The organism is Methylobacterium sp. Leaf89 (assembly GCF_001422215.1).
Taxonomy (GTDB): domain Bacteria; phylum Pseudomonadota; class Alphaproteobacteria; order Rhizobiales; family Beijerinckiaceae; genus Methylobacterium.
Window position 1 is genome coordinate 28,642 of the sequence record NZ_LMML01000011.1, and the last position, 16,044, is coordinate 44,685.

The following is a 16,044-nucleotide window of genomic DNA, read 5'->3' on the forward strand; positions in this document are numbered from 1 at the left end:
CCATGTTCCCGACCCTCGCCCCACCGGCGGGCTTCGACGCCACGCCCGACGGGCTGATGGCCTTCGCCCACCACCTCGCCAACAGCGTGCGCCCCCTGGCGCGCCGCCACTTCCGCACGCCGCTCGCCGTGGAGGCCAAGGCCGATGCGAGCCCCGTCACCGAGGCCGACCGCGGCATCGAGGCCCGCCTGCGGGCCGAGATCCGCCAGGCCTACCCGGCGCACGGCATCCTCGGCGAGGAAGAGGGCGGCGACTTCAGCCACGACCTGACCTGGGTGGTGGACCCCATCGACGGGACCCAGAGCTTCATTACCGGAATGCCGCTCTTCGGCACCCTGATCGCCCTGGTGCGGGGCGGGCGGCCGCTCCTCGGCCTGATCGACATGCCGGCCCTGGCCGAGCGCTGGCACGGCAACGGCAGCAGCGCCTGGTTCGGCGGCAAGCCGATCCGCACCAGCCGGCGCGCCCTCGCCGAGGCCCGGCTGTTCGCGACCTCCCCCGACCTGTTCCGGGGGGCCGACGCCGAGGCCTTCGCGGCCCTGAGCGCCGCCGTGGGCCTGCGCCGCTTCGGCGGCGACTGCTACGCCTACGGCCTCCTCGCCTCGGGCCATTGCGACCTCGTCGTCGAGGCCGGCCTCAAGGTCTACGACGTGATGGCCCTGGCCCCCGTGGTGGAGGGCGCCGGCGGCGTGATGACCGACTGGGCCGGCCGCCCGCTCACCCCGGACTTCGACGGCCGCGTCATCGCCGCCGCCAACCCGGAGCTGCACGCGGCGGCCCTGCGCCACCTGACGGGATTTGCCTAAGGGGCGGCGACCGAAAGGGCGGCGAATCCCGGGAGCGCCCCCTCCGCCTGGTCATCGGGGGGCCGGTTGCGACCCAACTCAGCCACTTGACCCATTGTCGGAGCTTGTCCAAAGCGGAAGTTCGTTAGTCCTCCGGCAACCTGGACTAAAGGTCGAAACCGGCTGTTGGCCCGGCGCCTTGAAACAAAGTCGGACAGCCGTTAATTCACTTGTTATTTTAGAGCCAGCATTGCTTTATCATTCTTTTTATTTCGGTCCGCACCGAGTGTAAAATCAAGTCTTTCTGAAAGAAAAATAGTCAGATGAAAGATCCAAAACTAAGTCTTTAGTTCCGCCGCTCGTATCCGCAAGGTAGAAGATTTGCTGCGTCCGCTTGCTCACGGGTCATGCGCTCTTGCGTCGCAAATCCGCCCCGTCGAATTCTTACTATAGATTTCGGATCCTGGCTTTTTGCTACGTAACATACGTTCTGCGCAGAAAATACAGATTCAGCATTGCTAATTTTCTTGATCTTATTGTATTGTAAAATCGACGCGCAATGGAGCATAATTTCTGTCAACGATGCGTCGCTTAGTTTCGCATCAATAAGCGCCTCTACGATTTTATCTTTCTGGCTAGTTTTTTTTCGATTGATTGCTTTTTTGTTCGATTTTTCGAGATCACTCTTTACTTTGACCGCTCTGTTCTTCAGCGATTTTACCATGATCCTACTCCTATCAAGGACTGATCAGCGAATTCCTGATACCAGTCTGTAGCTGGGTATCGAGATGAATTTGCTGGGCCAAAGGCGCCAAAGCGCTGCGTCCAGCTAGTGATTTGTCAAGTGGACCGAAGGTGAAGACGAGCTCATGGGTGCGATCACGGCCAGTCGAAAATAGATTGCCGGACGGGTTGAGGCCGGCCCTGGTCAGCTTGAACGAAGGGTTAAATTGTCCAGATGCTGTGACTTTGAACGAAACCGTTTGTGAGAGGGCATTTTTCTCCCCCGAGGATAGGACCGGGCTCTCGGGACCACGGCTGAAGCCCAGCGCCGTCGAACTTATTCTTCCTTTAATAAGAGAAAATAGCCTCAGGTCGCTGTCTACGAGGGGTGATCCTGCTTTGTAGCGCGCCGGATTTCGACAAGCCTCAATATTGTATTCTGCCTCCTTGAAGAACCTGGGCCGGTAGAGATCCTGTACTGTGTAGAAGAAGTTTATTTTCTGCAGACGGTAGGCTTCCCCGTTGAGCGTTCCGCCGCCAGCGAGCGTCGTAATCACAGATGGAGTGGGTGGAGGCGTGACGAGGACTGTCGGATTGAAGTTCGTCCGTTCATAAACGGTCATATTAAGCGCAACTTGAACTCCCCACTCTTTTAGAAAGCTTGCGTAGGTACGTCCGCCCCCTCCACGTCTGGAGTCAAAATCGTCAAGGTCAATTATTCTTGTTACGGTATGACTCAATTCACAGTTGATTGTTCGGGAGATCTCTTCGATCATCTCCACTTCATCACTGTCAGTACTTGTAATATCACGCGTGCTCGGGATATAGGTGCCGCAGCCCGAAGCAAATGTACATGCGACCAATGCGGCCGTGTGAAGTAGCTGCTTCATCACAGGTCCCTGTCGTCGAGCAATGTATCGCCTTTTCGCGCCATCAAATGTGCAGTTTGAAGCGCACGCCGATCACACTTGGGATGAAGGGTGAAGTTGTTTTTTGGTATTGAAAGATAAGAACCCGGAAAAGTCTTTAGCCTTACTTTATAATTCGAAAGCGGCAAATACCGCTTCGTCGGACCGCTTACCCGCAAAGACCATGAAGCTTTCTTGATCTGTCATTTCAAATTGAACCAACCCAATTCGATTTGGCAAGTGCCGTCTCGATTGACTAGGTGCTTCGCATCGCTCTTTTGAATCGAGTGTATCTTCCAAGACACAGCCGGGCGGGGAAAATCGACCTTTGGCCATCGCGCGCTTGTCGTAGCTGTATTGGGAAATGATGAAAGCATGGAGGTGATAATAAATCTTGTGATTAATATAAATCTAGATTCTCGTTTCAGAATATTATGGGATATGTATCAAAATTTATTATTGATCGATGATGGTATATGCACCATAAATTTACCAATATTTCTTCTCACGCGTACGTTGTTTGTGTGAATCATTTGTAATGTGAAAATGGACCTCCCGAGGATTCGAGATGGGTCTTGCGCGGTTCCCAGGTATTGTCCGCTTCGATGCGTTCGCCGTCCGGAAGCGGACCAGCAGAAAGCCACCCATTGCAGACGGCAGCCACAATGTTCCAATAGGTGTTGCTCGATGGAACGGATCCGCTTGAACAGGGCCGCCGAAAACCTGTGATAGAAGTTCACTTTGGCACTTCCCTGATAAACCTTCGTTGAGTTTCGCATCGGACAATGACGGCGCCTGGAGTCATACGATGCCCTCAAACTGGAAGGTTTTCTGGTTTTATCCAATCGCCTTTGCATCTCAGATGCTCGTCAGGGCTTGCTATGGGAAAATCTACGCTGCAGGAACCGAACTCCTCTTGCTTGCGATAGGCTGGGTTCTGGTCTTCTTCACGTCCATCTGGCTCGATCGTCTTTTCGAACGCGTTTCCACAGGCGAGACGGATCGGGAGACGGACGTCATCCGCCGGTTTATCGAAGGCGACAGGGCCGGCACGCGCCGACGCGAGCTTTGAACGCGACGCATCAGGTCCGCCCCCCCTCCTCAACGGCCGTTCACACGGTCACCCGCCGCAGCCGGATGCCGAGCACCGGCGCGTCACCCGTGATCGCCCAGTCCGCGATCCGCCGGCAGAGTGGACCACGCAGCCCGCGCCACCTGACGGGATTTGCCTGAAGCGCGCGGCGCAGCGGAAGGTCGGCGAAGGGTCGGCGGATTCCGGGAGCGCCCGCCTCCGCTGGACCATCGGGGGCAGGTTGCGACCCGGGGAAGCCGCAGAGACAGGCGCCGGCGCTTCCCGGACGCGGTCGTTCATGGGCTTTCGGCCAAGTCCGGCGCGGGGCGGAAAGCGGACCCTCATGGAAGGGACGGGCGCGAGCCGAGGGCATCGAGAAGGCTGCGGAGGCCATCCAGTGCCGCAGCCGCGGAAGCTTCGCCGAACTGCGCGTTCACAGCCGCTCCGTCCAGGGCCAGAGTGGCGGCCCAGGCGATCTCGGCGCGACCCCTCGCGGTCGGGGGCAACAGCGCCGCAATCGCATCCCGCACCTCGTGCTTGTGCTGTGCCGCGATGCCGGCGAGTGGCAAGGCGGCCTCCCCCGCCTCCGCGACCGTGTTGGCGAAGGCGCACCCCCGGAAGTCGGCGAGGCCGAACCACGCTCGCGCGGCGTCGAGCACGGGCACCAGCGGTGCCTCCCTGCGCTCTGCCTCCGGCTGAGCGGCGCGGGCGGACGACAGCGCCGCGCGGAACCAAGCCATCCAGGCCACGTGCCGCCGCTCGAGATAAGCCCGGATCAAGACGTCCTTGGAGGGGAAGTGCCGATAGAAGGTCACCTTCGTCACCCCCGCCTCCGCGATGATCCGGTCGATGCCGGTGGCGCGGATGCCTTGTCTGTAGAACAGATCCTGTGCCGTCCGCAGGATGCGATCCCGGGCCGGGATGGGAGCGGATGCCGCGGTGCCTGGGTCTGATGTCATCCCGACCATGTAGACAGGCCGTCCCATGTGAGACAGTGTAGACAGACCTGTCTACATGAGGCCGCCGCGATGCCCGCACCCACTGCCGCTCTCCCCGCCCAAAAGCGGGATTCGGCCTCTGCCCTCTCCACCATCGGCCTCTTCGCCTTCGTGGTCCTGGCCTGGAGCCTCAACTGGGTCGTCATGAAGCTGGCGGTACGGGAGGTCACGCCGCTCTGGGCAGTCACCATCCGCACCGGGCTGGCCGCTCTCGTCCTGTTCCCATCCCTGTTTGCGGCCCGACAGCTTGTCTTGCCGTCCCGGGCCGACCTGCCGGTCATCCTCGTGATCGCGCTCTTTCACATGGTCGCCTTCGCGAGCCTCATGACGGCGGGGCTCGTCTTCGTTCCGGCGAGCCGCGCCATCGTGCTGGGCTACACCACCCCGCTCTGGGTCGCGCCCGCCGCCTTCTTCTTCCTCGGCGAGCGCGTGTCCGCGCGGCAAGTCGCCGGCATCGCGGTCGGCATCGCCGGCCTGCTGGTGCTCTTCGAGCCGGGCAGCTTCGCGTGGGGGGACGCGGCGGTCCTTTTCGGGAACGGCTTGGTGATCGTGGCCGCGCTCTGCTGGTCGGTCAGCATCGTCTACACCCGGGCCCATCGCTGGGAGGCGACGCCGCTCCAGCTCATGCCCTGGCAATGCCTGCTCGCGACCATCGTCCTCGTGATCCTGGCGCTCACGGTCGAGGGTGCACCGCCGACGCGGATCGGGACGCCCGCGCTGCTGGCGCTCACCTACAACGGCGTCATCGGAACAGCGCTCGGGTTCTGGGCCATGACGGTCGTGAACCGGCGCGTGCCGGCGACCACCGCATCTCTCGGTGTTCTTGCGACGCCTGTCGTGGGGATCGGTCTGTCGGCTGTCATCCTGGCCGAAGGGCTGGATCCACGGCTCGTCGTCGCGGCGCTCACCATCCTGGTCGGAATCGCGCTCGGTGCGAAAGGACGGGGATGAACCGGCGATTCCCGTTTGGGTGGGGGGACTCACTCAGCCGCCTGCGATGACACCGGCAACGCGGGCGACGGCGGCCGGATCGTTGCCGTCCGGGCAGTTACAGCCGGTTGCGACGCGCCGCGAGTTCGGGAGACGGCCGAACAGGCGTTGGACCCGGACGGGGCCCGCGGCAGCGATCTCGGCGGGCCGTCGCTCTCCGGTGTGGGAAGGGGTCGGGGTGGGGGGCGTGGCCCATCCGACGCGGTCCCGCACTTCACCCTGTCCCTCTCCTTCCCGGAGGGGACCCGCGCGTGCGAAGCGCCCGAGGAATCAACCGGCGAGGGTCATCACGCGGTGCCCTCGATCAGGCCGCGGATGCGGGTGGCCAGGGCCTCGAGCGCGAAGGGCTTGACCAGCACCTGCATGCCGGGGGCGAGGTGGCCGTGGTTGAGGGCGGCGTTCTCGGCGTAGCCGGTGATGAACAGCACCTTCAGGCCTGGCCGGGACACCAGGGCCGCCTCCGCCATCTGGCGGCCGTTCATGCCCCCGGGCAGGCCGACATCGGTGACGAGGAGGTCGATGCGCGCGTCGGATTGCAGCACCTTGAGGCCCGAGGCGCCGTCGGCCGCCTCGATGGCGGCGTAGCCGAGATCCTCCAGCACCTCGGTCACCAGCATCCGCACCGTGGGCTCGTCGTCCACCACCAGCACCGTCTCGCCGACCTTGGCCCGGGCCGCCTCCGACAGGTCCGGCACCGTCTCCACCCCCTCCGCTGCGCCGAGATGGCGCGGCAGGTAGATGCACACCATCGTGCCCGCGCCGGGCTCGGAGTAGATCCGCACCTGGCCGCCCGACTGCTTGGCGAAGCCGTAGATCATCGACAGGCCGAGGCCGGTGCCCTCGCCGAGGGGCTTCGTGGTGAAGAACGGATCGAAGGCCTTGGCGGCGACGTCGGGCGTCATGCCGGTCCCGTTGTCCGAGACGCAGAGGGCGACGTACTGGCCCGGCTCCAGGTCGCGCTCGCGCGCCGCGCGGGCATCGAGCCAGCGGTTGCCGGTCTCGACCACGATGCGGCCGCCGTCCGGCATGGCGTCACGGGCGTTGATGCAGAGGTTCAGGAGGGCGTTCTCGAGCTGGCTCGGGTCCACGAGGGTCGGCCACAGGCCGGCCGCGCCCACCACCTCGACCGACACCGCCGGCCCGACCGTGCGGCGCACCAGCTCCGCCATGCCCTCGACGAGGCGGTTCACGTCGGTGGGCTTCGGGGCCAGGGTCTGGCGGCGCGAGAAGGCGAGGAGGCGGTGCGTCAGGGCGGCGGCCCGGCGCGCCGCCCCCTGCGCGGCGCCGATGTAGCGCTCCAGGTCGCCGACCCGGCCCTGGAGCATGCGGGTCTGCATCAGCTCGAGGGACCCGACGATGCCCGCCAGCATGTTGTTGAAGTCGTGGGCGAGGCCGCCCGTGAGCTGGCCCACCGCCTCCATCTTCTGCGACTGGCGCAGGGCCTCCTCGGCCCGCATCAGCTCGGCCGTGCGCTCGGCGACGCGCTGCTCCAGGGTCTCGTTCAGGCTGCGCAGCTGCTCGGTGACCCGCGCCCGCTCGGCCTCGCCGGCCCGGCGCTCCTCCACGTCGATGAGCACGCCGGGAAAGCGCAGCGGGGTGCCGTCGGGGCCGTGGTCGACGCGGCCGTTCGCCTCGAGCCAGTAGTAGCGGCCGTCGACCCGCCGGGTGCGGTACTGGTGCGCGTAGGCGCCGCCCCGGGCGATCGCGGCCTCGATGGCTTCGGCGAGGCCGGCGCGGTCGTCCGGGTGCACAGTCTCCACCACCTGGGCGAGGCTCAGGCCCTCGCGCCCGGCGGCGGGATCGAGGCCGAAGCTGCGGGCGAAGGCCTCGTCGACGCTGAAGCGGTCGGTGGGCAGGTCCCAAAGCCAGGTGCCGATGATCGCCCCGGCGGCCAGGGCGAGCTGCACCCGCTCGATGTTCTCCCGGGCCAGGGCCTCGCTGGCGCGCAGGGCGTCCTCCGCCCGGCGGCGGGCCGAGATGTCCCGGAACAGCACCGAGACCTGGCGCCGGCTCGCCGGTTCGATCCGGGCGGCGGAGACCTCGATGTGCCGGCCGGCCAGGGGAAAGGCGCGCTCGAACCGGATCGCGGTGCCGGTGCGCAGGACGCCGCCGTAGAGCTCGAGCCAGCCCTCGGCCTCCGCCGGCGCGAGGTCGCGCAGGGTGCGGCCGACGATGTCCGGGATGCCGGTGTGGCGCTCGTAGCCGGCATTGGCCTCGACGTGGACGTAGTCGCTCAAGGGGCCGTGCGGCCCGTCGAGGAACTCGATGATGCAGAAACCGTCGTCGACGGCCTCGAACAGGGCGCGGTAGCGCGCCTCGCTGGTGGCCAGGGCGTCGCGGGCGGAGCGCGCCTCGGTGACGTCCCGGGCGACGCCGGAGAAGCGAAGCGGGCGCCCCGCGGCATCGCGCTCGATCTCGCCCCGGCGGGCGATCCAGCGGCGTTCGCCGGTGTCGGGCCGGCGAATGCGGTACTCGACGTCCCGGGGCGGCTCGCCCCGCCGGCGGCTCTCCGCCGTGGAGACGAGGTGCGAGTCGTCCGGGATGACCAGGCGCTCGAAGACCGAGGCCGGATAGGTCGCGGCCACGGGCAGCCCGTAGAGGCGGCAGAATTCCGGGGTCGGATGCAGGAGGCCGTCGTCGATGCCCACCGAGAACACGCCGATGCCGCCGGCCTCCTGGGCGCGGCGCAGGCGCATCTCCGCGTTCTGCAGGGCGTCCCCGGCCCGGTGCTCCGCGGTGCGGTCGCTCACGACCTTGACGTAGCCGATGTGCCGGCCGTCGCCGTCCCGCAGGGGCATCATCTCGCCCGAGGCCCAGAAGCGCGTGCCGTCGGCGCGCAGGTGCCAGCGCTCGTCCTCGGCGCGGCCCTGCTCCAGGGCGAGGCGCATCTCGATCCCGGGCCGGTCGATCGCGCGATCCTCGGGGGTGAACAGGCAGGCGATGCCGCGGCCGCGGATGGCGGCGGCGGGCCAGCCGAAGAGGCGGGCGGCGCCGGCATTCCAGTCGGTCACCACCCCGTCGCGATCCGTGCCCAGGATGGCGAAGCGGGTCGTGCTGTCGAGGATCGCCTGCCGGTGCGGGATCGGGTCGGCCTCCGGCCCCGCCCCATCCAGTCCGGCCTCATCCGGCCCGATGCCCGGCCCTTCGGCGGAGCGGCGGGCCTCGGCCCGCAGGCGCGCGGCCTCCCGCTCCAGCTCCGCGGCGCGGCGCAGGCGCGCGTCGGTCTCGGGCTGGCTCATGCCGGGACGTCCTCCTTCCGGGGTGTCGATCAGGGGCGACGGGTCTCGGCAAGGGCGGTAGAGGCGCCGCCCGCCCGGGTCAAACGGCGGCGGCGCGGCCCCGCGGCGCAGAACGGCGAGAGCCGGCCCCGCGGCAGCGGAACCGGCCCTCGATCCGGGCTTCGCGGTCCAGCCCGAATCGTAGGCGGGACCGCCGGTCAGACCTTAACGAAGTTGATGGCCGCGAGGGGGCCGAAGGGCAGTTCCGCCAGCGGGCCGCCGGTGTCGAGGGCGCCGAGGTCGACGGGGAAGAACCGCATGGCCTCAATCAGCGCGCGGATCTCGGCCTTCGCGGCCGCATCGTCGCCGGAATAGAACAGCACGCGCTGACCGCCGGAGAGTTGGGGCTGGGGCAGGGCGTTGACGTCGAGGTGATTGAAGGCCTTGACCAAGCGTGCGCCGGGGACGAGGGCACGGATCAGGCTGCTCGACGCGCGGCCACCGAGATCGACGGCCTTGATGCCGTAGGCGGCCAGCGGGTTGGCCGGATCGTTCGCGGCGGGCGAATTCGGGTCGAGGAACTCGACCGGGTTGGTGCCATCGACCACGATGCGGTTGTTCCAGGCCGGCAGGCGGCTCAGCACCGTCTCGGTGTCGGTCCAGCGCAGCGCGACGAAGACGATGTCGGCGCTGGCCGCCTCCGCGACGGTACCCGCCGTGATCGAGGGACCGAGTTCCGCGACGAGGGCCGCCAGCGAGGCCGGCCCCCGACTGTTCGCCACCGTGGCGGCGATGCCGTTGCGAGCCAGCGCCCGCGCCACGTTCGAGCCGAGGCCGCCGGAACCAAGGATACCGATGCTCATGGTGTCGCTCCTGTCATGAAGGGGGTTGCTGCCGGGGGCTTTGCGTCTTCGAGCCGTCCGCGCCCCGGTGGCGAACGATCCGCATTCAATGCCGGCCGCATCCATCTTGAATGTTGTTATGTCGACGACGCGATTACACTTTAGGGTAAAAAACGATCACCAGGAGAGGGGGATCGTGAACTTGCCGAGGCGCGCCACCTCGGCGGCGATGTCGGCGATGGTGACGGTCGCCAACTCGTCCTCCAGGGCCTGCCGGGCCCGCCCGAGGATCGGGCTGAGGGCGGCCTGGATCTGTCCGCCGACCGCGCAGGCCTCGCAGGGCGGGGTCCGGTGCAGGGTGAACAGCGCCGTATCCTCCACCGCGCCGTAGACGTCGAGGAGGCGGATGCGTTCGGCCGGTCGGGCCAGCAGCGCGCCGCCGCCCGCCCCCATCTGCGAACGGGTCAGCCCCGCCTCGCCGAGGCGGGACAGAAGCCCCCGGATCACCACCGCGCCCGTGTTGACGGAATAGGCGAGATCCTCGGACCGGAGAGGCTTGCCGCCGCTCACCGCCAGGGCGGCGAGGATGTGGACGGCGACGGCGAAGCGGGTGGTGGTGGGCATGATCGATTTCGCTTGTGTGTCGATGACAATACGACACATCTCGCGCCTGTCAACCGGGTTCCCGCGCATCGTCGCGCCGTCGCTGGCCGAGGCCCCTCGAGGCATCACACGGGTGAGGGGCGCCGGATCAAGCCGGGTCGGGCGGGCCCTCGCCCTTGCCCACGAAGGGGATGCCCTCGATCGGGCATTCCGGGGTGCCGACGCTCGGCCGGGTGATCGCCCGCACGGCCTCGCGGGTGGCATCGGGGTCCTCGATCCAGCGGCGGTAGAAGTCGTAGGGGCATTCCGACAGGCCGTGCCGGTTCTCCTTCGAGGCGATCATGCCGGTGTAGCCGCGATGCAGCAGCTTGAAGAGGTGGTTCTCCGATTGCCCGTGGGCGCGGGCATCGCGGATCAGGAACTTCGATAGGGCGGCGTACTGGATGCCCATCTCCTCCTCGCCGCACTCGCCCAGCGTCCGCCCGTCGAAGCCGATGATCGCCGAGTGGCCGAAGTAGCTGTAGACTCCGTCGAAGCCGGCGGCATTGGCCACCGCCACGTAGGTGTTGTTGGCGAACGCCATCGCCTTCGACATCAGGACCTGCTGCTCTTTCGCCGGATACATGTAGCCCTGGCAGCGGACGATGAGCTCGGCGCCCCGCATGGCGCAGTCGCGCCAGATCTCCGGGTAGTTGCCGTCGTCGCAGATGATGAGGCTGATCTTCAGGCCCTTGGGGCCGTCGGAGACGTAGGTCCGGTCGCCCGGATACCAGCCCTCGATCGGCGTCCAGGGCATGATCTTGCGATACTTCTGCACGATCTCGCCCTGGTCGTTCATCAGGATGAGGGTGTTGTAGGGCGCCTTGTTCGGGTGCTCCTCGTGGCGCTCGCCCGTGAGGGAGAACACGCCCCAGACCTTCGCCTTGCGGCAGGCGGCGGCGAAGATGTCGGTCTCCGGCCCCGGGACCGTGGTGGCGGTCTCGTACATCTCGGCCGCGTCGTACATGATCCCGTGGGTCGAGTATTCGGGGAAGATCACCAGGTCCATGCCGGGCAGGCCGGACTTCATGCCGACCACCATGTCGGCGATCTTGGACGCGTTCTCCAGGACCTCGTCCCGCGTGTGCAGGCGGGGCATCTTGTAGTTCACGACGGCGACGCCGACGCTGTCCTGGCTCGACGAAATGTCTCCGTGCATCATGGCGCGATCCTCCGGTTTCGAGACGTGGCGCGTGCCGCGGTGTTTGGCGGCACGCGTGGGGGGAGACGGGGTCCCCCGAGCCCCTAGCCCGGCGCGAGGCCGAGGAGGGTTCCGAGGGGAACCACGAGGGTGAAGCCGCCATAGACGCCGTCCTTCGGCCGCCGGGCGGTGTAGGGGTTCCAGAACGAGTTCGGATTGACGACGTACTGGATCACGGGCTCGAGGATCACGCCGGCCCCGACGTCGATGTGGGCGTTGGCCTCGAAGATGAACTTGTCCCGCGAGAACGGCGCGCCCGAGCCGCCCGAGATGAAGTTCGCATCCGCCAGGAAGTCGGCGTAGTTGGCGTTGATCCGCTGCCAGTTGGCCTTCAGACCGTAGGTGTCGTTGGGCCGGGACTGGTCGGGCGACTGCAGAAGGATTCCGGCGAAGGAATTGAACCGGATCGGGATCGTCGGGTCGAAGGCGTAGCCGGTGCCGGTATAGACCGAGACCGAGGCCGGGTGCGGGTTGGCGGCCTCCGCGCCCCCGTCGGCCCGCCACACCGTCTGCGAGGCGGTCAGCACCACGCCGGAGGTGCCGGATTTCTGCAGGGCCGGATCGCCGGGGAACAGACCCTTGGAGCGGCCGAGCGCCGTCTTGAAGTTATCCTCGTGATCGGCGGTGTTGTAGAAGCCGGTGAGCGAGACGCGCCCCGGATAGGCCTCCTGGGAGAAGTCGGTCTTGCGGCCGATCTCGGTCATCACCACCGCGCCGGCCAGGCGCTCGTAGCCGAAATCATAGCCCGACAGCCCGTTGGTGTTGGGGTTCACGCTGAAGGCGCCGGCCTGGACGTAGGTGGTCGGCGAGAGCTTGTAGGCGACGTTGGCGCCCCAGACCCCGTAGAGCGGCGAGGTGAAGCCGGCGTTGAAGTAGAACATGTCCTGGAAGCAGGAATTGATCGAGTTGCACGGCGGAAGGCCGTAGTACCGGTCCGGATGGGTGCGGCCGACCTCGACCACGAGGCGGTCGTCGAGCAGCTTCTGCTGGTAGGTGAACAGCGACAGCCGGGCGAAGTTGGGGTTGAACGGCGGCTGGTAGCCCACCGTGGTATCGCCGATGTCGGCGGCCATGTTGAGGTTGCGCACCAGGCCGAAGAAGGTCTGGGTGAAGTTGATCGTCCCGCCCGAGATGCCGGCGATCTTCTGCATGTCGGCCGTCATCGACAGGACGAAATAGGCCGAGTTCGACTGCTCGCCGGGCCGCAGACCCATGGTCGGGTTGGCCTGGTAGAAGTCGTAGACGTTGACGTCGAAGGTCAGGCCGCGGGCCGCCATCTCGGTGGCCCAGGGCGCGAGCGGGCCGACCCGGACCGGGTCCTTCGGCTTGTCGGCGATGGCCGGGTCGGTGCGCGGCTGCGTCTGGTCGTTGAACTGGCCCACCGGCGAGGCCGTCTGCGCCAGGGCCGGCCCGTCCACCAGGACGCCGGCGGACGCGACCGCCGCCGACAGGAGCGCGCCCCGGGCCGCCCCCCATCCCATCCGGCGCCTCGGCACCGGTCCCCGTTCGAATCTCTGGATCATCGTACCACCCCACGCTCCAGCATCGATCCCGCCTCGGACCCATCCCATCCACTTCAGCTGTGGAATTATATCTCGATAGGCCCAGACACTGTGCAGATCTGCTGTCGGGTAATACTTTGCAATTGCAGTGCCAGTGCTTAATTTAGTGGCTGATCATCCAGGGGCGCGCCGATGGAAAGCTTTTGGCGGCCGGCGTTGCTTGCGTTTTGGTCTTCGCCGACCCGCTGCAGCAGCCGCAGCCGGCGCCGTGCCCCGAAACCTTGCGGGGGGCATGACGGCTGCGCTCGTTGGTGGCGTGCGCCTTGCGCAATCCCGCATCCATGGAGGCGAGGTTCGGCGCGGTGAGGAAGGCGCGGCCGCAGGCGGTCCCGCAATCCGGGCAGTCGTGGGGATCGCGGAACTCGGCCATCGGGCGCAGCACCGTGAACGGGCCGCAGCCCTCGCAGGCGTAATCGTAGACGGGCATGGGGACCTCTCGGTGCTGTCTGCTGGGTGGAGGGCGGCGAGCGGAGTGCGACCCACGACTCTGGACGTTCGCGCGTTCGCATGCGACCCGCCGCGTCACTCCGGGGCGCCGCAGGCGAGCCCGGAATCCGGACCCGCCGACGGCATGCAGTCTCGCACCACCTGTGCGTCTGGATCCCGGGCTCCGCTGCGCGGCCCCGGGATGACGTGGTGCGACGGGAGACGTCTCGGCGCGCGAACCGGCATCTGCGGTCCCCCTGCCAGGAGGAGGGGAATGCGCGCCGGATCGGGCGCGACCGGATCCTCAAAGATCGGGCGACAGGGGCATCTGGATCGAGCCGTCGAGGAACTTCGTCGGTCCGTCGGCGCCGGGATTGATGTCGAAGTCGAAGATCTTCGTCGGAATCCACAGGGTGGCGCAGGCGTTCGGGATGTCGACGACGCCGGAGATGTGGCCCTGGACCGGCGCGGTGCCGAGGATCGAGTAGGCCTGGGCCCCCGAGTAGCCGAACTTCTTCAGGTATTCGATCGCATTGAGGCAGGCCTGGCGGTAGGCCACCGTGACGTCGAGGTAGTGCTGCTTGCCGTACTCGTCGACGGAGACGCCCTCGAAGATGAGATGGTCGTCGAACTTCGGCGTGATCGGCGACGGCTTGAAGATCGGGTTCTTGATCCCGTACTTGGCCATGCCGTCCTTGATCAGGCTGACCTTGAGATGGACCCAACCTGCCATCTCGATGGCACCGCAGAAGGTGATCTCGCCGTCGCCCTGGCTGAAATGCAGGTCGCCCATCGAGAGGCCGGCGCCGGGGACGTAGACGGGGAAGTAGATCTTCGAGCCCCGCGACAGGTCCTTGATGTCGCAATTGCCGCCGTGCTCGCGGCCCGGCACCGTGCGGGCGCCCGTCGCCGCCGCCTTGTCGCGTCCCTCGCCCTTGAGCCGGCCCATATGGGCGGTGGGGGCGAAGGGCAGGGTGGCCAGGGCCGGGACCCGGTTGGGGTCGGTGTCGAACAGCGCCTTCTCGCGGGTGTTCCAGGTCTCCAGCATCTTCGGATCGGGCAGGCAGCCGATCAGGCCGGGATGGATCAGGCCGGGGAAGCGCACGCCGGGAATGTGGCGCGACTTCGTGAACATGCCCTCGAAGTCCCAGATCGATTTCTGGGCCTGGGGGAAATGCTCGTCGAGGAAGCCGCCGCCATTCTTCTTCGAGAAGAAGCCGTTGAAGCCCCACTGGCTCTCGGGCTTGGCGCCGATGTCGAGGAGGTCGACCACGAGGAGGTCGCCGGGCTCGGCACCCTCGACGCCGATCGGGCCGGACAGGAAGTGCACGATCGACAAATCGATGTCGCGCACGTCGTCGGCCGAATCGTTGTTCTTGATGAAGCCGCCGGTCCAGTCGTAGGTCTCGACGATGAAGTCGTCGCCGGGCTTGACCATCGCCACCATGGGGATGTCGGGGTGCCAGCGGTTGTGCACCATGTCGTTGTCGTAGGCCGATTGGGTCAGATCGACCTTGATCAGGGTCTCGGGCATGTTGCGTCGGTGCTCCCTTCCCAGACAGGGGACATGCGTCCCCGTTCGCGCCGGCGGTGAGATCCGCTGGCGGGTGATGTGGCGGTGATCGTCGGGCCGGCGCGCGCCGGGCCCGGTCGCCGTCAGCGTGCGAGCAGCTCCTTCAGGGCCGCATCGAGTGTGGCGATGTCGTCGGGGCTCGTCCCCGGTCCGCCCGCAAAGTGGCCCCACCAGGTGTCGAGGACGCGCAGATCCGCGTTCGGCATGGCCGCCGCCTCGATGGCGTTGTCCTCGGGGGGGAAGTAGAGGTCGGTGGAGGCCGGCATCAGGATCGCGTCGGCGCGGATCGCTCCGAGCGCGGCGTCGAGATCACCGTTGAAGCGGTCGTTGGCGCTGATGTCGCCGTTCTGCCAGGTCCACAGCATCGCCAGCAGGTCGTTGGCGTCGCGGGTGTAGAACAGCCCCTCCCAGAACCCGACGAGGAAGTCCTCCAGGGACGCGTAGCCCATGTGGGTCCGGTCCGCCTCGATCCGGTAGAAGGTCTGCGACAGGCCCCAGCCGGCATAGACCCGGCCGAAGGCGCGCAGGCCCCGGTTCGGCGGGCTCGTGTACCAGCCCTCCGCGTAGGCGGCGTCGGCCTGGAGCGCGGCCTTGGCGCCCTCGAGGAAGACGAAGTTGTGTCGCGAGCACTTGGCCGAGCCCTGGAACGGCAGGATGCGGGGCACCATGTCGGGGTAGAGCGCCCCCCAATGGTAGGTCTGCAGCGCGCCCATGGACCACCCGGTCACCAACACCAGCATCTCGATGCCGAAATGCTCGGTGACGAGGCGGTGCTGGGCCGTGACGTTGTCGTAGGCGGTGACGTTGGGAAAGCGCGGCCCGTTCCAGGGGGGCGGCGTGTTGCTCGGCGAGGACGACAGCCCGTTGCCGAACAGGTTCGGGACGATGATGAAGTAGGTGTCGGGATCGAGCGCCTTGCCCGGCCCGATCAACCACTCGTTCTCGGTGTGCTGGCCCGAGTACCAGGTCGGGTAGACGATGGCGTTGTCCCGGGCGGCATTGAGCGTGCCGAAGGTCTTGTAGGCGAGCCGGGCGTTGCGCAGCGTCTTGCCGCACTGGAGGACGAAGTCGCCGAGCTCGAAGATCTCGTAATCGACCATTCTG

The 16,044-nt window shown here is 66.7% G+C and carries 14 protein-coding genes; 3 read left to right on the plus strand and 11 right to left on the minus strand.

The features are described from left to right. Window positions 1-2: 2 nt before the first annotated feature. Window positions 3-806: an inositol monophosphatase family protein gene (locus ASF18_RS05865; RefSeq protein ID WP_056221413.1), complete on the plus strand. Its 804-nt coding sequence runs from the start codon at window positions 3-5 to the stop codon at window positions 804-806. Between the two features lie 325 nt (window positions 807-1,131). Here the strand turns inward: ASF18_RS05865 and ASF18_RS23545 are convergent, their stop codons facing one another. Then, window positions 1,132-1,509 (minus strand): hypothetical protein, encoded by a 378-nt coding sequence (locus ASF18_RS23545; protein ID WP_156649680.1) that lies wholly within the window; start codon window positions 1,507-1,509, stop codon window positions 1,132-1,134. Between the two features lie 13 nt (window positions 1,510-1,522). Next, entirely contained in the window at window positions 1,523-2,398 is an 876-nt protein-coding gene (locus tag ASF18_RS23550; protein WP_156649682.1) for a hypothetical protein, read from the minus strand. A gap of 826 nt (window positions 2,399-3,224) precedes the next feature. On the opposite strand from ASF18_RS23550, the gene ASF18_RS23555 reads away from it, so the two are divergent. Beyond that, a complete protein-coding gene (locus ASF18_RS23555; protein WP_156649684.1) occupies window positions 3,225-3,488 on the plus strand; it encodes a hypothetical protein in 264 nt (87 codons plus the stop codon). A gap of 341 nt (window positions 3,489-3,829) precedes the next feature. On the opposite strand, the gene ASF18_RS05870 is transcribed toward ASF18_RS23555, so the two are convergent. Next, window positions 3,830-4,447 carry a TetR/AcrR family transcriptional regulator gene (locus tag ASF18_RS05870; protein ID WP_056350264.1) on the minus strand — a complete coding sequence of 206 codons (618 nt, stop codon included), beginning with the start codon at window positions 4,445-4,447 and terminating at the stop codon, window positions 3,830-3,832. A 69-nt stretch (window positions 4,448-4,516) separates the two neighbouring features. Between ASF18_RS05870 and ASF18_RS05875 the strand changes: the two genes are divergently transcribed. Further along, on the plus strand, window positions 4,517-5,437 hold the full coding sequence (locus ASF18_RS05875) for a DMT family transporter (protein WP_056350152.1): 921 nt from the start codon (window positions 4,517-4,519) through the stop codon (window positions 5,435-5,437). A gap of 326 nt (window positions 5,438-5,763) precedes the next feature. Here the strand turns inward: ASF18_RS05875 and ASF18_RS05880 are convergent, their stop codons facing one another. From ASF18_RS05880 to ASF18_RS05915, 8 genes are all read right to left on the minus strand, one after another. Further along, window positions 5,764-8,715 (minus strand): PAS domain S-box protein, encoded by a 2,952-nt coding sequence (locus ASF18_RS05880; RefSeq protein WP_082487143.1) that lies wholly within the window; start codon window positions 8,713-8,715, stop codon window positions 5,764-5,766. A gap of 197 nt (window positions 8,716-8,912) precedes the next feature. Then, window positions 8,913-9,557: an NAD(P)-binding domain-containing protein gene (locus ASF18_RS05885; RefSeq protein WP_056350154.1), complete on the minus strand. Its 645-nt coding sequence runs from the start codon at window positions 9,555-9,557 to the stop codon at window positions 8,913-8,915. Between the two features lie 156 nt (window positions 9,558-9,713). Beyond that, on the minus strand, window positions 9,714-10,160 hold the full coding sequence (locus ASF18_RS05890) for an Rrf2 family transcriptional regulator (protein ID WP_056274360.1): 447 nt from the start codon (window positions 10,158-10,160) through the stop codon (window positions 9,714-9,716). A 127-nt stretch (window positions 10,161-10,287) separates the two neighbouring features. Beyond that, window positions 10,288-11,340: an aliphatic amidase gene (locus tag ASF18_RS05895; RefSeq protein ID WP_056350156.1), complete on the minus strand. Its 1,053-nt coding sequence runs from the start codon at window positions 11,338-11,340 to the stop codon at window positions 10,288-10,290. Window positions 11,341-11,423: 83 nt separating this feature from the next. Beyond that, entirely contained in the window at window positions 11,424-12,860 is a 1,437-nt protein-coding gene (locus ASF18_RS05900) for a carbohydrate porin (protein ID WP_156389663.1), read from the minus strand. A 184-nt stretch (window positions 12,861-13,044) separates the two neighbouring features. Continuing rightward, entirely contained in the window at window positions 13,045-13,368 is a 324-nt protein-coding gene (locus ASF18_RS05905) for a zinc ribbon domain-containing protein (RefSeq protein ID WP_056221483.1), read from the minus strand. A 303-nt stretch (window positions 13,369-13,671) separates the two neighbouring features. Then, on the minus strand, window positions 13,672-14,901 hold the full coding sequence (gene fmdA, locus ASF18_RS05910) for a formamidase (RefSeq protein ID WP_056221485.1): 1,230 nt from the start codon (window positions 14,899-14,901) through the stop codon (window positions 13,672-13,674). Between the two features lie 122 nt (window positions 14,902-15,023). Beyond that, entirely contained in the window at window positions 15,024-16,040 is a 1,017-nt protein-coding gene (locus ASF18_RS05915; RefSeq protein WP_056350160.1) for an alpha/beta fold hydrolase, read from the minus strand. Window positions 16,041-16,044: the final 4 nt, after the last annotated feature.